Source organism: Paraburkholderia sp. JPY419 (assembly GCF_050435705.1).
Classification (GTDB): domain Bacteria; phylum Pseudomonadota; class Gammaproteobacteria; order Burkholderiales; family Burkholderiaceae; genus Paraburkholderia; species Paraburkholderia youngii.
Genome location: NZ_JBNDKV010000003.1, coordinates 774,148 through 796,365, shown reverse-complemented (window position 1 = coordinate 796,365; position 22,218 = coordinate 774,148). Strand labels below are relative to the sequence as shown.

Below are 22,218 nucleotides of genomic sequence, written 5' to 3'. Positions count from 1 at the left end.
ATCGAATACGGAGATCTCGGGTCGAAAAGCTGCTTGTCAAAATGGCCAGCTTCTTCATGGGTGTCATGCAGTTACGTGACATAAGGAGGACACCAATGTAGTAACTCGGGGTGCCAATCGATATCCGTGGCGATGGGCATTGCAGGCCACAAGGTCGTGCAAAGTGTCTATTGAGGGTGCCCTAACGGACTGCCCGGTGCGCGATGCCGCCGACCGTCTGCGCTTCGGGTGACTGTGCCGTGGCGGCATCATCACTATCCGCCATTTTCTGAAATCGCGAAAATCAATTGTTTGGATAAGACGCATTCGCTTCACAAATGACTTTCTCAATACGGACTCAAGGGATGGTCGAAGGCATATGCACTGCACTCAAACTGCAGCGCCGTCGCGACGTGACAGTAACCGAAGGCCGGTGCCGTCGGCACGGCGCCCTAAGGTAAGTGAAGCCACGACATGATGACGTGCGCCGTGTGGAGCGGCCAGCGCAACTATTGTCGTGGCCGTTAGGACTGCAAGCTCGATAAGACGACTTATGCGGGGCGGCGCGTTTCATGCATGGGTAAAATGGGGCGCGCATGGCCATGCGGGACCGCAACTGAGATGTTTGTAGCGCCTGCGGATCGCTGCCAGAAAGGCTATCGAAGGTAGATTGAAAGTTCTAAAGTAATCATGGGGACGCCCACGATGCGCGGACATACAAAGACCAAATCGGCGTTGACCTGCGGTTCACACACCCAGTACTACTTTTTTTGGGGACTCGTCCTGAAACATGAGCCCAATTCGAGAGTTCCTCGGCCGGTTCCGGCAGGCCATCATAAGGGGGGCCCTATGTAGTTCGTCAAGCGTTAGGGGCTGACTTGGGTTTGTAAAAGGTGCCATCGCGCAGCATGGCGAACAGGACATCACAGCGTCGTCGTGCCAGCGCGATGAGTGCCTGGTTATGTCACTTGCCCTGCTGGACCTTGCGTGCGTAATACGCTCGCGAAACGGAGTCTCGCAAGGCCGCGAAGGCGGATAGGAACAAGGCGCGCTTGAGTGCCTTGTTGCTGCGCCTGGGCGGATGCGGGCCACGGATAGATGAGCCTGAGCGCCGGGTAACTGGTGCGAGGCCAGCGTAGGCCGCCAGGTGACCTGCCGAAGCGAAGGCTTTGCGCGACCTCGGTGAGGAGTCTAGCGGCGGTCCTGACGCCGACTCCCGGCATGCTGGTCAGGACCGGCCAAAGAGGGTGAGCAAGCACCAGCCGCTCTACTTCGGCGGCGATTTCGTCGCGCTGCTTGCGTAAGGCGGCGAGCTGCTGAGCCAGGCGCGGCATGACGATGGTGGCGGCTTGCGTGCCGGGCACCGTCACGGCCTGTTCGCCCAGCGCTCGAACGATTTCGGCCGCCAATCCCTTGCCCATGCGTGGCGCGAGCTTGGTCAGGCGGTTGGCAAGCGTCTTCTCGCTGGTTGCTGCAAGCGCGGCTGGAGACGGGTAGCGCTGGAGTAGATCGCGCACGGCGGGATGCTCGAGGGGCGGTCCGAGAACGCGCTCAAGCGCGGGATGGATCTGGGTGAGCAGGCCGCGAATACCGTTACGGGTCTGGGTAATTTGAGCGGCGAGATCGTCGTCGAAGCCGCACAGCATGGTCAGTTCGCCGAGCGGTTCATCAGCTAACCGAAGCGAGCGCAGCGTATGCGGCATCGAACGGTGGCCTCGGCGATGAGGGCGCGCAGTTTGGCCTCGTCGTTGGGGAGCGCCTTGTTGTACAGGCGCTTGCCATTCCGAGCTAGTGCCACGGCGGGATGCTGGCCTTTACCGACGTCGACACCGATGAAGACATCGACGACGTCATGTTGTTGGAATGTAAGCGGCTCGTGCCGGCCGTTATAGACGGTGGCTGAGGTCGACATCAAAGTGATGTCCATCATTTCCGATCTGATGGGCACCACTTTGACACAGTCTGCAGAGAAGAAGCCAGGTACACGAACGGGGCGCCCGAATTACCTTCGTGAGCGACTGGCAGCGGCAGCTTGCGAGCCTGGCGTATCAGTCTCAAAGCTGGCCCGGGAGAATGGCATCAACGCGAACATGCTGTTCACCTGGCGGCGGCGATATCTGGACGATCAGCAAGCTCGATCTGCCGGGCTCATTCCGGTCGTATTGCTCAGCGACACGCCAACAGAGGTCATTGCATCAGCTCCGGTAGAAGCGCAAGCGCTGGGCGCGAAGCCTGTCTCACCGGTCGGCACGATCGAGATCCGGATCGGTCGTGCGGTGGTTAAAGTGGACGGCCTGGTTGATGCCGATATGTTGCGGATCGTGCTGGGCAGTCTGCGCTCATGATCTCCCTACCGGCAGGCACGCGCATCTGGATCGCTGCTGGCGTCACCGATATGCGATGCGGGTTCCAGGGGTTGGCAGCGAAGGTGCAAACAGCGCTTGAGGAGAATCCTCTGGGCGGCAACGTCTACATCTTCCGGGGCCGTCGCGGCGATCTGATAAAAATTCTCTGGGCCACGGAGGACGGAATCTGGCTTCTCGCGAAGCGGCTTGAACGAGGCCGTTTTATATGGCCCCAGGCCGACGGTGGCAAGGTGCATCTGAGCTCTGCACAGCTGTCGATGCTGCTTGAGGGCATCGACTGGCGACAGCCCCGTCGCACCGCCGCATTATCGATGTTGTAAACCGCGCGGCAGACTCGTAAACTACGGCGCATGTCGAGCGGCGCCGATCTTCCTGACGATGTCGAACTCCTGAAGGCCTTGCTGGTCGAGGCTCGTAGTCTGCTTGCCGAACGCGATGTCGAGATTGAGCAGCTCAAGGCCCAGATCGACAAGCTCAGGCGCATGCAGTTCGGTCGCAAGTCCGAGCAGCTGCAGCGGCAAATCGAGACGCTCGAGACTCAACTCGAGGATCTGGCCGCCGGGCGCGGCGTTGCGGATGTGCAGCGTGCGCAGGCTCGCGGTGCAAATGCGTCCGCCTCGATTGCGAGGACGGACGAAGCATCTTCGAGGCAAGCGCTTCCCGCGCATCTGCCGCGCGAGGATCATGTACTCGGGCCCGAATCGAGTTGCCCGGACTGCGGTCAACCAATGCAGGTGCTCGGCGAGGACGTGTCCGAACAACTCGCCCGGGTCGCAGCTGCGTTCAAGGTCATTCGCACGATCCGGCGCAAACTGGTTTGCCCCTCCTGCAGTACTATCACCCAGCCACCGATGCCCGGCCTGCCGATCGAGCGCAGCATCGCCCATCCGAGCTTGCTGGCAGACATCCTCGTCTCGAAGTATGCAGACCACCAGCCGTTGTACCGGCAATCGGCGATCGCGGCGCGCGACGGCGTGACGCTTGACCGGGCCAGCATGGGCCGATGGGTCGGCCAGTGCGAGGCACTGTGCGCACCGCTAACAGAGGCGCTGCGCCGCTATACCGTGTCCGCCACCAAGCTGCACGCGGATGACACGCCGATCCCGGTGCTCTCACCGGGCAACAGGAAGACCCGCACCGGCCGGCTATGGGTCTACGTGCGCGACGATCATCGCTCCGGCTCGGCGCAACCTGCTTCAGTCTGGTTCGCGTACTCGCCGAACCGGCAAGGCATCCATCCTCAAACCCATCTCGCCAGCTTCAAAGGGATTCTGCAAGCGGACGCTTACGCGGGCTTCGACGAATTGTTCCGCGATGGCTTGATACGCGAGGCGGCATGCCATGCCCACGCGAGGAGAAAGTTCTACGACATCCATGTGCGCACGCCATCTGACACAACACAAAAGGCACTCGAATATATTGGCGGGCTCTATGACATTGAGGCCTCCATTCGCGGCAAGCCCGCCGCCGAACGGCTGCGAATACGGCAGGAGAATGCCAGACCTCTGCTTCAGATCTACGAAGCGTGGCTCAGGGCAAAGCTCGAAACGCTGTCGTCGAAGTCCGATACGGCCAAGGCGATCAACTATACGCTGAACCAGTGGAGCGCACTGACGTTGTATTGCGAAGACGGTACGCTCGAGATCGACAACAACATCGCGGAGAACGCGCTGCGTTGTGTAAGCCTGGGTCGGAAAAATTTTTTATTCGCCGGCTCAGACAGCGGCGGCGAACGCGCAGCCGCGATGTACGCATTGATTGGCACTTGCACACTGAATGACATCGATCCGCGTGCCTACCTCGACTATGTGCTAACCCATATCGCCGGTCACAAAATCAATCGCATCGACGAGCTCCTGCCTTGGCGTGTGGCCGACAAGCTGCACACGCCAGCCAGTTCGCCAAAGCCCTCTACCTGACCGGCAGCTCCAGTTCACCATCATGCTTTACGCGCACCGCGAATGGACGAACGGCCCAGCTGAGCCGCTTACGACCGACCTGCCTACGCATGTCTAGCTCTATTCGACGCAGACAGGGTCAGACGCGCGAACGGCTACGCAAAGCGCATCATATTGCGCCAACTGCGGACCTAACCGCATCAATGCTTAATTCATTGGATGACTCATATCGGTCAGGAACCCGCCTCGCACACCTCGTAGCCCACGGTGATTGTGGGCTACGGGAGATTTCAATACTGGTCCCTTCAACGGTCCGCTTCCATGTGCTAGTGGCATTTCACCTTGCCAGCAGCCGCCAATCTTTGCCAATGCAGAAAGCAGCGCCAAAGGTGTTGCACCAGTCCGCGAGGAATCCGCCGAATGGTAGCCGTCAAAGAGATGGTCCGGATCGTTGCGTTCAACGAATATTAAGGGTTGCTACCCGACCACTATCGGGGATCGGGTCATTGTTCACCGCGCGTCCTATTTCGGAACTAATGACCGACCAACGAACGGGTGGGCGACTGGCAAGGGCAGCGGGGACACAGAAAAAAAGTGACCCATCGGAGTCGTCTATACTCTGACGGGTCGTCTAAAGTCCCCACAGTAGGTCGAGCGAGACGGTTCGACCCCCTGCAACCCAAGTGTACGAGACTGGCGCACGGCAACCCTTGATCAAGGTCATACCTTTCTCACATCAGATAAGTAGCCGACACGGTCATGAATTGCTGGCAGCATAGGCTACGCGATGGAACAAATTCAGTGAGGACGCCCCGCCCAAATAGCCGCCCGGCGCTGGCGCCGTTGAAAGATTTCGTCTCTGACTGTTATCCGGGCAGTTTGAAGGATACGGAAAAGGATTTTTACTTAGAGTTGCCTACTGTCATGAGCCACTTTTGTCATAGCGTCAAAGTGCCAGCCAATCTTTGGCAAGCCTGACATTCGACGAAGAAGGTCATTGGCACGGTTGTGCGGGATGTGTGCCACCGCCCTCCTCAACCGCAAATTGATATTTCGTCGCAATCGTTCGATTCATGAATACAACTTCAGCGTAACCCGCGACCCATAGTGTTGACCAATATTCACCCCTTGCCGTGATAGATATGAACGACGGCCTCATTAGAATGGGCTGGAGAATCATTGCAGCGTGAGAGGCACCAAAGGGGCGCCGGTTCGACGGCCTTCCGGTTCTGTCACTTGGCCACGAAGACATCGACAAGCGGGGAGCTTGCTCCTGGTGCGCGAATGCCATTGTCATGCGCTGTGTCGGACAAAGGATACCTTCGAGGCTTAAATGCATGGCCACGTGATCAAGAAAGGTTGACATGCATTAAGGTGAAAGACGAAAGTCGTGAATAGTATGAAAGAACAACATCCGGCTAGCGCACGCATGCGCCCGACCCGTTCGCCTCTTTTTCCGACGCGACGGCTTCGATGCGCACCAACTGGCGAGTGACCCGCAAACGTCGGTCGACCCCAAATCCCAGCCATGAGTGGATACGTACACGTTGCTTGCCTCGATTCCACATGTCGATTCTTCTTCAATATCGTGAGCATGACAAATTACGACCTACCGAAAGACATAGCAAACCGTCTGGTTGATCCGCAGTCTTATACAAACCTCGACGGGCTCCATGAGATATACGCGTGGGCGCGTGCAAACAACCCAGTCGGACGAGCAATGGCGGACGCGCATGACCCATTCTGGGTGGTAACAAAACACGCCGACGTCTCAATGATTTCCCGGAACAATGCCCTGTTTCGCAACGGCGATTATTCCGTCGCCTGCCGTCCGCAAGCATCTATCGCGCATGTTATAGCGGCCACCGGTAGTCCAAACATCGTCCGTTCGCTCGTCCACGTCGACGGCGACGAACACAAGAGGTTGCGCGCACTGACACAGTCGTGGTTTATGCCGAACAGCGTCCTTAAACTTGAGGCTCGCATCCGATCATTGGCACATTTGATGATCGGAGAACTTGTGCAACAGAGCGGCTCCGTCATTGACTTTGCGAACGATTTCGCGTTGCACTATCCGCTGAACGTGATCATGGATATTCTCGGAGTTCCGCAGGAAGAATCTCCCCGTATGTTGAGACTCACACAGGAGATGTTTGGAAGCGAGGATGCCGAATACAAGCGCGAGATCACTCGCCAGGGCGACGCCGGAAGTGCGATCGGCAAGGCGCTGCTGTCCGTTGTAGCAGACTTCAAGGGTTACTTCGATCGCCTGACCGAAGATCGCCGAAAAAACCCGCGTAACGACATCGCCACCTTGCTCGCCAACGCGGTTGTCGATGGACAGCCTATTGATGAGGCAACCCGCCTCGGCTACTACGTGATTATCGCCGCCGCTGGGCATGACACGGTCTCGTCTTCCATATCGGTTGCGATGTGGGCATTGTGTCAATTCCCCCATTTGCTGCCGCGGCTTAAGGCTGACCCGTCGCTCATTCCGCAATTCATCGACGAGAGCCTCCGCTACGCATCGCCAGTGCGTCATTTCATGCGTACGGCGGCAGCCGACACGAATTTGCGAGGCAGGACGATCCGCAAGGGCGATTGGCTGATGCTCTGCTACGGCTCGGCCAATCGCGATGAGGAAGTTTTCCCCGACCCTTTCGTATTCGATATCGACCGAAGGTCGAATCGGCACATTGCGTTTGGAGCCGGTGCTCACGTATGTCTTGGCCAGCATCTCGCAAACATGGAGATGCGCATCCTGTTCGAGGAACTGATCCCGAAGTTGCAGTTCGTCGAACCGGTGGGAGATGTCGAATTCACGACGTCTAATTTCGTAAGTGGGCCAAAGCACCTCCCGATACGTTGCGTGTTGCAATGATGGCATCTATGTAGAATTTGAACGCCACAAAACGACTTTGAGCGGGACCTTGCTTTCGTCTGCAAACTCACACATGTAACAGCGACTGCCAACCATTTTGCCGGTTGCAGCCCCCAGTTACTATCTTCCCGCCTCGATAATTGAGGCTTTGGCCAGCCAGGCCCGGTATGATTCTCGCCCTCGCCCCCAGTCGTAGTCATGATCCGGTGGGGTGTTGTCACCGGGCCTGGTGGGCTGGTGATCGCTAATAGGGGCTCGGCTGGGATATTCCAAGGCCGTCCGTAACGTGGATGCCGAGACTTGCCACCGTTGTCGCAGGCCCACTCGTTCAATCTGCACAAAGTTCGATGCAAGAATTCCACCGTAAGCGGCTCAGCTGGGCCGTTCGTCCATTCGCGGTGCGCGTAAAGCATGATGGTGAACTGGAGCTGCCGGTCAGGTAGAGGGCTTTGGCGAACTGGCTGGCGTGTGCAGCTTGTCGGCCACACGCCAAGGCAGGAGCTCGTCGATGCGATTGATTTTGTGACCGGCGATATGGGTTAGCACATAGTCGAGGTAGGCACGCGGATCGATGTCATTCAGTGTGCAAGTGCCAATCAATGCGTACATCGCGGCTGCGCGTTCGCCGCCGCTGTCTGAGCCGGCGAATAAAAAATTTTTCCGACCCAGGCTTACACAACGCAGCGCGTTCTCCGCGATGTTGTTGTCGATCTCGAGCGTACCGTCTTCGCAATACAACGTCAGTGCGCTCCACTGGTTCAGCGTATAGTTGATCGCCTTGGCCGTATCGGACTTCGACGACAGCGTTTCGAGCTTTGCCCTGAGCCACGCTTCGTAGATCTGAAGCAGAGGTCTGGCATTCTCCTGCCGTATTCGCAGCCGTTCGGCGGCGGGCTTGCCGCGAATGGAGGCCTCAATGTCATAGAGCCCGCCAATATATTCGAGTGCCTTTTGTGTTGTGTCAGATGGCGTGCGCACATGGATGTCGTAGAACTTTCTCCTCGCGTGGGCATGGCATGCCGCCTCGCGTATCAAGCCATCGCGGAACAATTCGTCGAAGCCCGCGTAAGCGTCCGCTTGCAGAATCCCTTTGAAGCTGGCGAGATGGGTTTGAGGATGGATGCCTTGCCGGTTCGGCGAGTACGCGAACCAGACTGAAGCAGGTTGCGCCGAGCCGGAGCGATGATCGTCGCGCACGTAGACCCATAGCCGGCCGGTGCGGGTCTTCCTGTTGCCCGGTGAGAGCACCGGGATCGGCGTGTCATCCGCGTGCAGCTTGGTGGCGGACACGGTATAGCGGCGCAGCGCCTCTGTTAGCGGTGCGCACAGTGCCTCGCACTGGCCGACCCATCGGCCCATGCTGGCCCGGTCAAGCGTCACGCCGTCGCGCGCCGCGATCGCCGATTGCCGGTACAACGGCTGGTGGTCTGCATACTTCGAGACGAGGATGTCTGCCAGCAAGCTCGGATGGGCGATGCTGCGCTCGATCGGCAGGCCGGGCATCGGTGGCTGGGTGATAGTACTGCAGGAGGGGCAAACCAGTTTGCGCCGGATCGTGCGAATGACCTTGAACGCAGCTGCGACCCGGGCGAGTTGTTCGGACACGTCCTCGCCGAGCACCTGCATTGGTTGACCGCAGTCCGGGCAACTCGATTCGGGCCCGAGTACATGATCCTCGCGCGGCAGATGCGCGGGAAGCGCTTGCCTCGAAGATGCTTCGTCCGTCCTCGCAATCGAGGCGGACGCATTTGCACCGCGAGCCTGCGCACGCTGCACATCCGCAACGCCGCGCCCGGCGGCCAGATCCTCGAGTTGAGTCTCGAGCGTCTCGATTTGCCGCTGCAGCTGCTCGGACTTGCGACCGAACTGCATGCGCCTGAGCTTGTCGATCTGGGCCTTGAGCTGCTCAATCTCGACATCGCGTTCGGCAAGCAGACTACGAGCCTCGACCAGCAAGGCCTTCAGGAGTTCGACATCGTCAGGAAGATCGGCGCCGCTCGACATGCGCCGTAGTTTACGAGTCTGCCGCGCGGTTTACAACATCGATAATGCGGCGGTGCGACGGGGCTGTCGCCAGTCGATGCCCTCAAGCAGCATCGACAGCTGTGCAGAGCTCAGATGCACCTTGCCACCGTCGGCCTGGGGCCATATAAAACGGCCTCGTTCAAGCCGCTTCGCGAGAAGCCAGATTCCGTCCTCCGTGGCCCAGAGAATTTTTATCAGATCGCCGCGACGGCCCCGGAAGATGTAGACGTTGCCGCCCAGAGGATTCTCCTCAAGCGCTGTTTGCACCTTCGCTGCCAACCCCTGGAACCCGCATCGCATATCGGTGACGCCAGCAGCGATCCAGATGCGCGTGCCTGCCGGTAGGGAGATCATGAGCGCAGACTGCCCAGCACGATCCGCAACATATCGGCATCAACCAGGCCGTCCACTTTAACCACCGCACGACCGATCCGGATCTCGATCGTGCCGACCGGTGAGACAGGCTTCGCGCCCAGCGCTTGCGCTTCTACCGGAGCTGATGCAATGACCTCTGTTGGCGTGTCGCTGAGCAATACGACCGGAATGAGCCCGGCAGATCGAGCTTGCTGATCGTCCAGATATCGCCGCCGCCAGGTGAACAGCATGTTCGCGTTGATGCCATTCTCCCGGGCCAGCTTTGAGACTGATACGCCAGGCTCGCAAGCTGCCGCTGCCAGTCGCTCACGAAGCTCCCGGGGGTAATTCGGGCGCCCCGTTCGTGTACCTGGCTTCTTCTCTGCAGACTGTGTCAAAGTGGTGCCCATCAGATCGGAAATGATGGACATCACTTTGATGTCGACCTCAGCCACCGTCTATAACGGCCGGCACGAGCCGCTTACGGTCGGTCATTGAGGGCCAGCGGCATCAGTCGGACGATCGAAACAAACGAGCCGTTGGTTCCTCCCGAGCTACGACGCTACAGGATCAACGAACGCGGCCCATCCCACCGCATCTGCGTTGCCGAAAGCGCAACCACGAGGACGTGGAGCGACAAATTATCTCTGTCTGGGATTGAGCGGACCTTCGCTGCACTATGATCCGCAATCTGTCTTGGCAAACATGAAACGCGTGGGGTCTCGCGTTAATTCGCAACGTCGGTTATAGGGGGCCCGCGACCCTGACGTCCATTGCGCGCGCGCTGGCGACATATTGCTCGAGCGCCGAAGGTTGCCGCGGCATGAGGATAGGCAATTGGATTGCAGGATGCCGATGCGAGACGGGCTATTCGACAACGCGCGAATTAGTGACAAAGCTCGGTGTATCAAGTTAGGCAAAGGGGCCCTGTCCTCCTGCGTTAGCAGTTTGGCCGGCGCAACGATAAGCTCAACGGCGAAGGGGTAAGTTCGCCAGACGGAGCTATCGACGCCGTCCGGTGCAGTTGCGGATGGGCGCATATTTGGAAAGACACCAACGAGAAGCTGGCGTACGCACCGGGAGTTATCGCGGTGCAGCGGCATGGGAAATAAAAATGATCTGTCGCAGATGCGAGACGTTCAACTGGTACGGCAAGCTGGCGGGTGATGATCGTTGATCATGGAGCCTCGATCGGTCAACCCCCCAAACTTATGGAGGGCTCAACCACCATTCGAGATGTATATCGATCACAGTGGTCAGATTCCTGAGCAGGTGCTGCCGTTCGATTGCTTCATTTCTTTAACGCAGATGTTGTCAGGAATTCTTGCCGGTGGTGAACAGTTCTTGTTCAGGCTGTCCCCGTTGGTTATCAATACACTGAATATGCCAGTGGCCGTTTGATGGAGCCCAACGTCCTTCTGTATACCGCAGCGCAGATCCGGAGTCGCCTTCGAAAAGTCTATAACGACAGTCGAGATTCAATCCTTCGAGAACATACACGAGTGTGTTTTCGCTGGGCCCGCACACTAACGTGTTGCCGCAATCCACATGCAACGAGCCCCATTCGGGTAAGTCTAGTCCGGAATGAGCCTCGCGCGACCATTGCCGCTTTTCTGTGTCGAGCCAGAGGACTGCAAATGCCATCGGACGGCTAGTATTAAACATGTCGAGCTGGACGGTAAGACGCATGAAAATTCTCCGAACACATATTCTCCACGCCTAGTTGGCGTAGGAAGCGGCGAACCTCGCCGCGGATCACTCGCTGATTTCTCACTCCCACCGTATGCACATCGTTCGTCGGTGTGCTGCTATCAAAACGATCGCGACAGGGGCCGTCAATCTGACTGAGTATTGTACGCGTAAGAGCGCTGTGCCTGTACTAACCGTGTTTCGCGATTCATGGTGATCAGAGGTGGGGAACGGACTACCAGTGGCTGCCTCGAGCCAGGCATGCCCTAGAGCTGCTGAACATCTTGACAAATTGTCGCGGACGGTGCGCGCGAGCAACTGCGAGATGTAGCGTTGGTGCAGCCACGCTGCCACGTCACAATACGGGTTTAGTTTGCCGCAGCAACAGAGGGTGTGTCGTTGACCACGATCAACCGAAGGCCCCGCGCTGCGTTTGAAGTGTTGTCGGTTGGACATATGCCTGATGACAGGCGGCGGGGGGGGGCAAATCTGTCGCAAACCGTCGCCGTGCCACACAGGACTAGCGCCAAGTTGCGTGTACTTCAATACGACCATAGCGGTTCGAGGAAGGTTGCCCGCAAGGAATATTCGATACGGATATACAACGACGGCGTTCGGATCTCGTCGCGGATGCTGTCATAGACATTTCACAAATTATCTCCGTGCAACGTGCCTTGTGTGAAGACGGCACAAACCAGTTCGCGCCGTCGTCATATCAGGTTCCTCAGTGGAACGACGGCAGTATTAAAGGTTATTAGGTATGCATAAGAAGAACTCATATTGGTGCGGTGGTTCCCTGTGGCATGATCAGTATCAGTTGCGGAGGAATGCGGATCACTCGAAGCGGGCCTGCGCAAGAGCTCCAGTCCGTCAATTGACATGAAGTCCAATGCGATGGGCTCGGCCGCATCGGTAACCAATTACTTTGATCTCTGATATCTGTGCGCGACGGGTGTCAGGTGGGGCATGGGCAGCGCTTTCGCGTCATCAAATAACTGTTTCGACTATGGAGTGTGGACCTATGACCGCACGGCACCCATTTTTATTGACACCGGGGCCATTGGCGTTGGCCGCCGAAGTAAAGGCTGAAATGCAGTTTGACATGGGTTCCCGTGACGTGAGTTTCAAGAAAATAACGGAGCGGGTAAGAGGCCTGATTGTAGATTTGCTGGACGCTCGGGGGGGGGTACTCGGCAGTACCCATACAGGGCGGCGGGTCTTACGGCGTAGAGGCGGCATTGGCTTCGTTCGTTGGGACATCAGACCGGCCGCTCGTATGCATTAATGGAAGCTACGGCGAGCGGATACTCAAAATGCTGCAGATCCGAGGCATTAATGCCGTCAGCATCGTTGCCCCGAGTGATCACTCCTTCCCCCTGGCGAAAGTCGCTGCCTGCCTGGAAGAGGATCCGGGGATCACGCATCTTTGTTTTGTGCACTGTGAAACGACCACGGGAGTCGTGAATCCGCTCCGGCCAATGGTAGAGTTGGCAACGCGTCATGGGGTAAGAACCATTATCGACGCAATGAGTTCTTTCGGCGCTGTGGAAATCAGTGCCAGGGAGGTGCCGTTTGACGTCCTTGTGACCTCGAGTAACAAGTGCATCGAGGGTCCGCCGGGTGTGTCTTTTTTTGTTGCCTCGCTGCAAACGCTCCATAGCAAGTCCTCAGAGACCAACTCGTTCGTGTTGGACGTTCGGGACCAATGGCGTAACTTCGAACAGACTGGCGAGTGGCGTTCCACGCCACCGACGCATGTTGTTCAGGCGTGCGCAAAGGCGCTCGAAGAACTGGCTGTTGAAGGGGTGGTTCGCCGTGGGGAGCGATACGCCTCTGTGCGTGACGCAATCATCCGCGCAACTGCGCCATACGCCTCTCCATTGCTGGAACCGCGGCATCGATCGCCGGTATGCCTTGCACTGACGGCGCGCGATGTCGTTCAAACGCAAGAAGATCTCGACGCGCTGTACGCCCATCTCGTGGAGTACAACCTCTACATCTATACCAAGCTGCATCTTCCGACGCGCAGTTTCAGGATCGGGTGCATGGGATGTATTGATCCGTTGTGGATCCGCCTGCTGGGAACTGCGTTTGAAGACTTCTTTTCAGCTTCATTCGATGAATCCGGAAACCACCCGGGCCGCGGTATAACCGAGTTATGGAAAAAGGCCATTTGACATGTTAAGAAACAATGCGAACGCCAAAATGAACCGCGAGACATCACTTCTACACGCCGGTTATCGTCATGACCCTGTCACCAAAGCGGTGACTGTACCGATTTATCAATCTACCGCCTATGAACTTGACGGCGATCTTGAAAAAATTGCCGACATCTACAACGTCCGAGAAGATGGGTTCACGTATAGCAGGATCATCAACCCGACAACGCGCATCCTCGAGAAGCGATTCGCTGCAGTAGAGGGTGCGAGCGACGCCCTGGCGGTAGCCTCAGGGCAGTCCGCAACCTTTCTCGCTATCGCTAACCTGTGCAGCGGAACGCCAGGCGATAACGTTGTCGCATCGAAGTATCTATATGGCAATACGTGGAATCTGCTCTTCAATACATTCAAACGATTGGGTATCGAGGCACGATCTGCGGATCCAAGAGACGTAAATTCGTTCGAGCGGATGTTGGACGACAGGACGATTGCTATGTTTGGAGAGACGTTTTCCAATCCGTGCCTTGTCCCTTTGCCTGTTCCGGCACTGGTGGAAATCGGTGAGCGGCGCGGGATTCCTGTTATTGTAGATAACACGACAACCCCTTTGATTTGCCGTCCGAAAGCTCTGGGCGCGGATATCTCCACGTATTCCGCGACAAAGTATCTGTGCGGCCACGGAACGACACTTGGTGGACTGATTGTCGATAACGGAAGCTTCGCGTTTGACGACGCAGGCCGGTTTCCGTTGTTCAACGACGGAGATGAAGCGCATGGCGACATCATCTGGAAAGAAGCTGTTCTGAAACTTGACGATCTTGGCGCCAGTCCCTATTTGCTTAAATCCCGGATGACTTGGCTTCGTGACACCGGCGCCGCGATCAGTCCCCTCGCCAGCTTTCAGCTGATACAAGGACTCGAAACCCTTCATCTTCGCATGCAGCGGCATTGCGAAAATGCCGTCGCGGTTGCGGAGTTCCTTAACGCCCATCCGAAGGTCGCACGTGTCTCATATCCATCGCTGTCTTCAGGATACGAACGTGAGCTTGTCGACGGGTTAGTTGACGCACGCGTCGGCTACGGCGCAATGATTATGTTTGAACTGGGCGATGAAGCGGCAGGGCGAAGATTCATAACCAACATCGAGCTAATGTACCACGTGTCGAATGTCGGTGACGCGCGAACGTTGGTCACGCATCCCGTTTCGACAACGCACACAACGGTTCCCAAAGAAAAGCGCGAGGCCGCTGGCATTTTCGACGGATCGATTCGGCTTTGCGTTGGGATTGAGAACATTGATGATATCGTCGCCGATCTTCAACGCGGACTTGACGCTGTCTGACGTCGATCTTTCTGGGAGGGAGCTTGATCATGGAAATTTACGACGCTTGGCAATTGCGCGGCAAACGTTTCACCACTTCGCGATTCTCGCGCGACATTACGCGAGAGCTGGCCGAATTGAGGCCCGATAATTTGACGGGCGCACTCTACATTGTGAAGGACTATCTTGTCATTCTTGCGTGTGCTTATGCGACGATACGGATCTCGTGGTGGTTCTACCCGCTTGCAGTACTCGTAATCGGCGCGCAACAACGCGGACTGACCACTATCGCGCATGATGCCGCGCACCGGACGCTTGCCAGGAGCACCGGATGGAACTACGTGCTCGGCATCGTCTTCGCCGCATATCCTGTTTTTCAGCGGCACTGGGCTTATCGCTACTCGCATGTTTCATCTGCACCATCCATATCTCGGCGACCCTGAAAGGGATCCTGACCTGAAGTTCTTTATATCATCGGGCGTGTATGATGTGCGCCCGCCACGTGAATACGCCTTTGCCATCGTCTGGAAAGCGATGTTTGGCGGAGCGACGGTACGCTATCTCAAGTATCTATGGAGTGAGCGGTTTCTTATTTCTCGTGAGGGGAAAAAAGACATCGACAGGCGGGGTGCTGCCATCGACACCTATGGATTTGCGGTATTCTGGCTGATTGTCATTTTCGGCTTTGCCCTGACGCAATCGCTGGATTTGCTCGTGCTGTTCTGGCTTGTTCCATATCTAACCACGTTCCAAGCCTTGGGCTGGTTCATTGAACTCGCTGAGCATTCGCCAATGTGTGAGACCGAAACCGAAGATGTGTACTTGACGCGTAACCGCAAGGGCAATTTGATCGAGCGACTGCTGGTCGGCGCGAACCTTGATGAATATCATCTGGAACACCATCTTTCGCCAGGCGTGCCTTTCTGGCACCTGAAGCGGGCACAGAAGATCAGGTTGCGCGATCCGCGATATGCTGAGGTTGCAGATTCATGGGGAGGACTCTTCGCTAGTGGACCAAAAGGGCAGCCAAGTGTCATCAACCAGCTGCTCGAGCGGAACCGGCGGCTGTACGAGGCGCAGCGCGGACGGTCAAGCGCGTGATTGTTGATACGACCGTCATGGAGAAGGCGATCGCCCACCCAACCGATTCGCGCCTGCTCGAACGGTGTCGCGAACATCTGGTGAAAGCCGCGGCACGGCACGGTCTGAAACTGAGGCAGAACTACAACCGCGAGGCGCCGCATCTGGCGCTGCAGATTGGCCGCTACGCTCACGCGAAACAGTACAAACGCATGAGGAAAGCGCTGCGCACGCTGCGCTCGCGCGTTGGACGGGTGATGCGCGATGTGGAGCGGCAGGTCAACCAGGTGGCCGACCTAGGCTGCGCTGAATTAACGGAACTGATCGCCCGCACGAGACGCATTCTGGCGCAGAAGCCGAAGGACAAGAACAAGCTTTATGCGCTGCATGCACCGGAAGTCGAGTGCCTGGCCAAGGGCAAGGCGCGCAAGCCGTACGAGTTCGGGGTGAAAGTTTCGATCGCGACGACCCACAAGGAAGGACTGGTGGTTGGCATGCGCTCGATGCCAGGCAATCCGTACGACGGGCACACCCTGGCTGAAGCGCTGGAGCAGGCGGCAATCCTGTGCGACGCCACGCCGGAGGTCGCCATCGTCGACCGTGGCTACAAGGGTGTCGCCGTCGATGGTGTGAAGATCTACCACCCGGGCTTGCGGCGGGGCATTACACGCGGACTACGCGCGATGATCAGACGGCGCAGCGCAATCGAGCCAGCAATCGGTCACATGAAGACAGACGGAAAACTCGATCGCAACTGGCTCAAGGGTGCGCTCGGCGACGCGATGCACGCGGTGATGTGCGGCGCTCCGCTGTTTTTTGACAGAAATTCGCCCTATGGCATGGCCAATGTTATGCGCCACTACCTTGCGGGTCTTCTGAAGTATTCGAGAGACATCACGCTGTTTTTAGCGCCATACGTTAACTCATATAAACGATTTCAAAAAGGGACGTTCGCCCCGACCAAGGCGGTCTGGAGCCCAGACAATCGTACGGCTGGTTTCAGGGTTTGCGGCGAAGGCTCGTATGCGGCTAGGGTCGAATGTCGGATCGGAGGCGCGGATCTCAATCCATACCTGGCCTTCGCGGGGCTGATCGCGGCCGGCCTCGCGGGGATTACCGAGAACCTCGAACTGCCCGGTCCATTTCATGGTGACGCGTACCGCGATCGCGGTCTTCCGGAAATTCCCAAGACGCTAAGAGAATCGATCGATGTTGCATCAAATTCAGCCTGGCTGCGGGATGTCTTGGGAGATGATGTTGTTGAGCATTACGTGCATGCGGCCGGGTGGGAACAACTGGAATATGATCGCCGAATAACAGACTGGGAACTTGGGAGAGGATTCGAGAGAACCTAGGGGCAGGCGTACCCTTAGCTTGCTGCGGAGAACTGAGCATGCCCGATGCTACAGAAAGTGAAATGGGCCGCAAGTAACCCGAAAACTGCTACTGCAGATAGTCAAAATTCGCGCTACGATGACAAAAAGCGTCCGGGACGTACCGATGCTGGCAGTTGAACTGCCAGCATGGCGTCATTGGCAAGAACGGTAGTTCCTTCCAAGTCGGCGTCATCAGGCGGCTATCGCGCCGGTCCTGTCATACACACACAAAGGCTGTCCAAACGCAGTTGTTGGACCGACATTGATGACGATGCTTCCGGGCCGGCCCCGCTGATCCATCGGACGCACTCATTCGAAGCGATAGGCTTTGGTGACCGTGCCCCGAAACAATGCTTCGCGCTCTGCGGGACTCGCTTGCGCAGTCAACTTCTTGAAGGCGTTCCAACCGTTGCTGAAGGGATAAGAGCCCTTGTCCACGGGGAAATTGCTTTCGAACATGCAGCGGGCCGCACCGAATGCATCGATACACGTATAGATCCATGGCTTCCACGCCTGTGCCAATTGGTCCGACGAGGGTGGGCGCTCGCCCTTTTCGAACTCGAAGCCATTGATGCGCATACCAAGGCCACCCACCTTTACATAGACATTCGGCAGTTCGGCGAGCGTGCGCATTGAACGGGACCACGCATCGAATACTTCCTCGCGCTGCTTTGCATAGCTGGCGATCCGGAGAACGCCGCCGCAATGGTTGATGATGAAAGACGTATGAGGATTGGACTTGGCCAGCTCGTACAACTCCGGCAGCTGCGGAAAGAATAACCACGCGTCGTATGAGAGTCCAAGCGAAGCTAGTTGTGCGACTCCCGCCCCGTAGTCCGGATCGAGCAGCAGCCCTCGCGGGGGCGCCGACAATGGATTGACAAGGGACCGGTCGGCATCCCAAGTAACGAGGTGCCTAACGCCACGAAATCTACCATCGCCAGCATGCAGTTCTGCTTCGAGAGCATCGCGCACCGCTGATCCGCGGCGAAGATCAGCGTAGCCGACCATGGCTTTCGCAACCTGCGGCTTGCCGCTCTGCAAAGGAGTCGTGACGCTTGCAACATATTCGATTTCTCCCACAGGGCGCAGTGCCTCGGGACCAGACGGGCGATACCGTGTCAGCGCCTGCATGAACACCGAGGCAGTAATGTTATGTCCCGAGCGCGCGTCCTCGAGATACTCGTCCAGAAGGCAGGTCCATCCAGGGCGCTTGTAGAAGTGATGATGCGCATCGATGATCGGCATGTCGGGCTCGAGCGCGGCTTCGGTGCCGCGAGCGAGCCAGTCGGCCCGAACGGGAAGGTAATTACTCGTTGTGCTCATGACGTGCTTTTCCTCTCTTGCAAACGCATGGCGCCCGGTGACAGGGGAGAGAATCATGGAAGCTGCGGCAGTGCCGAGCAATTGCCGACGCCGCGGCGAATGAGATTTGTTCACGTCTGTTCTCCGGAATCGAACGCATGAAGTGACAGTGTCAGCAATGTCGTGATGCCCAGCGCGATTGACAGACCAATCATGCCGGCTGAGAACGTACCGAAACCGTCTTTCAGATAGCCGATGAGATACGGTCCGGCAAAGCCGCCAAGCGCGCCGAACGAGTTGATGAAGGCGAGCCCACCGGCGGCCGCTTGGCCGGAAAGGAAGCTGGCTGGGAGCGTATAGAAGATCGTTCGCCCAGCAATCGTGGTGATAAGCGCGAGCGTGAGGCCGGCCATCGTCGGAAGTAGTTGATGAAAGTACGTCGAGACGCCGAGCGCGATTGCGCCGATCAGCAGACCCGCGGCCAGATTCTTTATCGGCCCGCCGCGACTATCGACTCGCTTGGCCCACCAGAGCAACGCAACAGTAGCAAAGAAGTAAGGCACCGCCGACATCCAGCCCGTCTTTGCCACGCTCATGCCGTGAGCCCTCAGCATCTGAGGGAGCCAGATGCCGATGCCGTAAGAGCCCATCGTGAAGCCGAAGGAAATCATCGCCAGAATGTAGGTTCGCACGTCCTTCAATGCCGCGACGAAATTTTTCTTCTTCCGACTTGACGTGTCTTCTCGATCGAACGCCCCTGCAGAGCTTGCCGTTCGTCGTGGGACAACCACTTCGCATCGGCGGGCTTGTCCGCCAGCATTTTGAGTGCTAGAAAACCGAGCACGCACGCGGGCAGTCCTTGAACGACGAACATCCACCTCCAGCCAGCTAGTCCCAAGACACCGTCCATGTGCAGCAGGCCAGCCGAGAGCGACCCCCCGACGAGCGACGAGAGCGGCGTGGAGACGGTGAACCAAGCCAGAACTCGGGTGCGATAGGCAGGCGGAAACCAGACCGCGAGAAAAAAGATCACACCGGGAAAAAATCGGCCTCGCCGATGCCAAGCATCAGCCGGATCGCGTAGAAGCTTTTCGGGCCGACAGCCAGTGCCGTTGCCGCTGCGAAGAGGCCCCACGTGATCATGATGCGGGCGAGCCAGCGCCGCGCGCCGAAGCGGTACAGCGCGAGGGTACTCGGAATCTCGAACAAGCAATACCCCGCAAACATGATGCCAGCGTCCCAGCCGAATTGCGTAGCGGTCAAATCCGGATCGCGGGTCATTGTCAACGCCGCGAAACCGACGCTGGTGCGATCGAGATAGTTGAAGAAGTACGCAAGCGCCAGTAGCGGAATGAAGCGCCGCGCGGCTTTTCTGGCCGCGGAGTGCTCGAGGGTGGAATCCGCCACGCGGCCTGTGGCGATATTCGATGAACTCAATGCCATGCCTCGTCTCCGGACAAATCGCGGCGCGCAGAGGCCCGGCCTCTGCGGAACAGTGACTGCTTGTTTGCTTCGCTAGTTCAGGCGCTGGCGAGTTCGTTCGCCGAAGGATTCGACGCATCGTGAGGCTGGGCGTCCCGACACTTGACAACCCCAGCCTCGATCAATCGTCCGAGATCCTCAGCCGTGTATCCGAGATCTGTCGAGTATCCTGACCGAGCGAAGGCGGCGGCGCGCGTAGGTGCAGGCGCTCACCACCGAGCGTCAAGGGCAGCAGCGCAGTCCGTGTCGCGATGGCTTGCCCCGCATCGCTGGCGTCAGGCGGCAAAGTCACTTCGGCGAGTCCGCCGGTAGCGAGCAGGTGCGGATCATCGAAAAGATCCTGCGGCTTCATGATCGGCGCATAAGGCAGCCCGCAGCGCTCGAAGATCGCGCTAATCTCCGCGGCGGTGAACGCTTCCAAATGTTTTCGAAGCTGCGGCAGCAACCATTCGCGGGTCTGCACGCGCAGATTGTTGGAGGCTAGCCGCTCATCCGACTTGAGCTCCGCCAGCCCGAAAGCGTCGCAGAACGGCGCCCATTGAGTATCGGAGGCGACCGCAAGAAAGATCTGCTCGCCGTTTTTCACCGAGAACACGTCATAGACGCCCCAGGCTGAAATGCGGCGCGGCATCGGCGCCGCGGCAGTACCAGTCACCGTGTACTGCATCATGTGCTGTGCTACGAGGAACACATTGTTCTCGAACAGCGCGCTTTGCACTTCCTGACCACGGCCGGTGCGTTCGCGTTGTGCGAGGGCCGCCATCGCACCGATCGCGCCGAACATGCCTCCCATGATGTCGTTGACACTCGTGCCCGCGCGAAGTGGCCTGCCTTCCGGCCCCGTCATGTAAGCGAGGCCGCCCATCATCTGCACGACCTCATCCAGCGCGGTGCGATGGTCGTATGGGCAGGGCAGAAACCCTTTATGCGACACGTAGATGAGACGCGGATTGATCCTGGACAGTGCGGCATAACCGAGGCGAAGTTTGTCCATCGTGCCGCTCTTGAAGTTCTCGCTGAAAATGTCCGCCCCTGCAAGCAGCTTGTAGATGATTTCCACGCCGCGGGGATCTTTTACGTCGACAGCGATGCTCTTCTTGTTGCGGTTGAACGTGCTGAAGAAGCCCGCCCCGGACCCGCGCAAAGCGCGCGTGCTGTCGCCGGAAATGGGTTCGACCTTTATCACCTCCGCGCCGAGGTCCGCCAGCACCATGCCGCATGTGGGCCCCATCACCATGTGCGTCATTTCGACGACGCGTACGCCGCTATACGGCAAATCTTGGTTGGCTCGCACTTTGCTCATTGCGCTAGTCTGATCCGGTAGTCTTCCGGTTGCGGCGCACTGGATGCGTGGCCGTCTGCGTATGCGAATCCTTTGGGGAGCCCCGCGTCCTGCAAGTGTCCGTATAACGTTTCGCGAGGCAACGCGTCGGCGAGAATGGCACGCGCGGCGATCAGCCTGTCGATGTCCACGCCCGTGTCATAGCCCATGGCTTCCAGCAGGAAGACCAAGTCCTCAGTCACGAGGTTGCCGGTTGCGCCCGGCGCATAGGGGCAACCGCCGAGACCCGCCTGGCTGGAGTCGATCGTCGTCACGCCGACTTCAAGCGCTGCGACGACGTTGGCAAGTCCCTGTCCGCGCGTGTTATGGAAGTGTGCACCGCCAGCCTTTGAGCCAAGTTCCGTTTGGAGCCGGCGAAACAGCCGGCGAACCTGGGTCGGATTCGCGTAGCCGCTCGTATCGGACAGGCCGATTTCATCAACACCACACTCGGCCATTGCCAAACGCATGCGCATCGTCTGGTCATCGGTCACAGTGCCGGCGATCGTGCAGCCGAAGGCAACCGAAATGCCGGCCTCTATCTCTACGCTTGGAAACCGTTCGTTGCGAAGCGCGACGATATTGCGCACTTCCTCGATCATCTGCTCATTGGTTTTCTGCATATTGGCCAGCGAGTGTTCTATGGTCACTGAAACGGGAAGCGTGACCTTGTGCACGCCAGCTTCGAAACCGCGCTGACTACCACGCAGGTTCGGCGCGAGAACCGCGACGCGCAAATCCGGAATAGACAGCCCATGCGCGACGACTATGCGAATGTCAGCCATCTGCGGCAGCAGCTTCGTCGGCACGAATGAACCCACTGCGTATTTCGGACGAACGTGACCGGCCGTTTCGGGATGGTGACCGGCGATTTCGGCAACGTGACCGGGCATTTCGGGAACGTGACCGTGCGGACCGGAAGGCAGGATTGGCGTTGCGCATGACATCAACTACGCGGGCTATGCTCGCCGGCTTTTGCCGG

General features: G+C 58.0%; 13 protein-coding genes and 5 pseudogenes. 9 read left to right on the top strand and 9 right to left on the bottom strand.

Features of this window, described 5'->3' with window-relative positions:
* Positions 1 to 838: 838 nt before the first annotated feature.
* Positions 839 to 1,891: pseudogene (locus tag QFZ91_RS27365) on the bottom strand (IS110 family transposase).
* Positions 1,892 to 1,898: 7 nt separating this feature from the next.
* Between QFZ91_RS27365 and tnpA (QFZ91_RS27360) the strand changes: the two are divergent.
* From tnpA (QFZ91_RS27360) to QFZ91_RS27345, 4 genes are all read left to right on the top strand, one after another.
* The gene (tnpA, locus tag QFZ91_RS27360) at positions 1,899 to 2,324 is read left to right on the top strand and encodes an IS66-like element accessory protein TnpA (protein ID WP_429569032.1); all 426 of its coding nucleotides are present in this window, start codon (positions 1,899 to 1,901) and stop codon (positions 2,322 to 2,324) included.
* On the top strand, positions 2,321 to 2,665 hold the full coding sequence (gene tnpB, locus QFZ91_RS27355; protein ID WP_429568717.1) for an IS66 family insertion sequence element accessory protein TnpB: 345 nt from the start codon (positions 2,321 to 2,323) through the stop codon (positions 2,663 to 2,665). Before tnpA (QFZ91_RS27360) ends, tnpB (QFZ91_RS27355) begins: the two co-directional genes overlap by 4 nt.
* A gap of 30 nt (positions 2,666 to 2,695) precedes the next feature.
* Positions 2,696 to 4,264 carry an IS66 family transposase gene (gene tnpC / locus QFZ91_RS27350; protein ID WP_429568745.1) on the top strand — a complete coding sequence of 523 codons (1,569 nt, stop codon included), beginning with the start codon at positions 2,696 to 2,698 and terminating at the stop codon, positions 4,262 to 4,264.
* A gap of 1,567 nt (positions 4,265 to 5,831) precedes the next feature.
* Positions 5,832 to 7,124 (top strand): cytochrome P450, encoded by a 1,293-nt coding sequence (locus QFZ91_RS27345; RefSeq protein ID WP_429569031.1) that lies wholly within the window; start codon positions 5,832 to 5,834, stop codon positions 7,122 to 7,124.
* A gap of 435 nt (positions 7,125 to 7,559) precedes the next feature.
* On the opposite strand, the gene tnpC (QFZ91_RS27340) is transcribed toward QFZ91_RS27345, so the two are convergent.
* The 4 genes from tnpC (QFZ91_RS27340) to QFZ91_RS27325 form a co-directional block, all read right to left on the bottom strand.
* Positions 7,560 to 9,128, bottom strand: coding sequence for an IS66 family transposase (gene tnpC, locus QFZ91_RS27340; protein WP_429568745.1), 1,569 nt, complete (start codon positions 9,126 to 9,128; stop codon positions 7,560 to 7,562).
* A 30-nt stretch (positions 9,129 to 9,158) separates the two neighbouring features.
* Positions 9,159 to 9,503 carry an IS66 family insertion sequence element accessory protein TnpB gene (tnpB, locus tag QFZ91_RS27335; RefSeq protein WP_429568717.1) on the bottom strand — a complete coding sequence of 115 codons (345 nt, stop codon included), beginning with the start codon at positions 9,501 to 9,503 and terminating at the stop codon, positions 9,159 to 9,161.
* Positions 9,500 to 9,958, bottom strand: a complete 459-nt coding sequence (gene tnpA, locus QFZ91_RS27330) for an IS66-like element accessory protein TnpA (protein WP_429568718.1) — start codon at positions 9,956 to 9,958, stop codon at positions 9,500 to 9,502. The genes tnpB (QFZ91_RS27335) and tnpA (QFZ91_RS27330) overlap by 4 nt, the downstream gene beginning before the upstream one ends.
* A gap of 859 nt (positions 9,959 to 10,817) precedes the next feature.
* Positions 10,818 to 11,192, bottom strand: a complete 375-nt coding sequence (locus QFZ91_RS27325; RefSeq protein WP_429569030.1) for a DUF3564 family protein — start codon at positions 11,190 to 11,192, stop codon at positions 10,818 to 10,820.
* 1,313 nt (positions 11,193 to 12,505) lie between these two features.
* On the opposite strand from QFZ91_RS27325, the gene QFZ91_RS27320 reads away from it, so the two are divergent.
* From QFZ91_RS27320 to QFZ91_RS27300, 5 genes and pseudogenes are all read left to right on the top strand, one after another.
* Complete coding sequence (locus QFZ91_RS27320; RefSeq protein ID WP_429569029.1) at positions 12,506 to 13,369, top strand: aminotransferase class V-fold PLP-dependent enzyme; 864 nt, start codon at positions 12,506 to 12,508, stop codon at positions 13,367 to 13,369.
* 1 nt (position 13,370) lies between these two features.
* Entirely contained in the window at positions 13,371 to 14,693 is a 1,323-nt protein-coding gene (locus tag QFZ91_RS27315) for an O-acetylhomoserine aminocarboxypropyltransferase/cysteine synthase family protein (RefSeq protein WP_429569028.1), read from the top strand.
* Between the two features lie 29 nt (positions 14,694 to 14,722).
* A complete protein-coding gene (locus QFZ91_RS27310) occupies positions 14,723 to 15,115 on the top strand; it encodes a fatty acid desaturase (RefSeq protein ID WP_429569027.1) in 393 nt (130 codons plus the stop codon).
* Positions 15,078 to 15,773 carry a fatty acid desaturase gene (locus tag QFZ91_RS27305; RefSeq protein WP_429569026.1) on the top strand — a complete coding sequence of 232 codons (696 nt, stop codon included), beginning with the start codon at positions 15,078 to 15,080 and terminating at the stop codon, positions 15,771 to 15,773. The genes QFZ91_RS27310 and QFZ91_RS27305 overlap by 38 nt, the downstream gene beginning before the upstream one ends.
* Positions 15,764 to 17,107, top strand: a pseudogene (locus QFZ91_RS27300) (IS5 family transposase); the annotation flags it as partial. The gene QFZ91_RS27305 and the pseudogene QFZ91_RS27300, both read left to right, overlap by 10 nt.
* 330 nt (positions 17,108 to 17,437) lie before the next feature.
* On the opposite strand, the gene QFZ91_RS27295 reads toward QFZ91_RS27300, so the two are convergent.
* From QFZ91_RS27295 to QFZ91_RS27280, 4 genes and pseudogenes are all read right to left on the bottom strand, one after another.
* The gene (locus QFZ91_RS27295; protein ID WP_429569157.1) at positions 17,438 to 18,511 is read right to left on the bottom strand and encodes an amidohydrolase family protein; all 1,074 of its coding nucleotides are present in this window, start codon (positions 18,509 to 18,511) and stop codon (positions 17,438 to 17,440) included.
* A 53-nt stretch (positions 18,512 to 18,564) separates the two neighbouring features.
* A pseudogene (locus QFZ91_RS27290) lies at positions 18,565 to 19,876 on the bottom strand (MFS transporter).
* Positions 19,877 to 19,953: 77 nt separating this feature from the next.
* Positions 19,954 to 21,218: pseudogene (locus QFZ91_RS27285) on the bottom strand (CaiB/BaiF CoA transferase family protein).
* A pseudogene (locus QFZ91_RS27280) lies at positions 21,215 to 22,057 on the bottom strand (hydroxymethylglutaryl-CoA lyase); the annotation flags it as partial. The pseudogenes QFZ91_RS27280 and QFZ91_RS27285, both read right to left, overlap by 4 nt.
* Between the last annotated feature and the right edge of the window lie 161 nt (positions 22,058 to 22,218).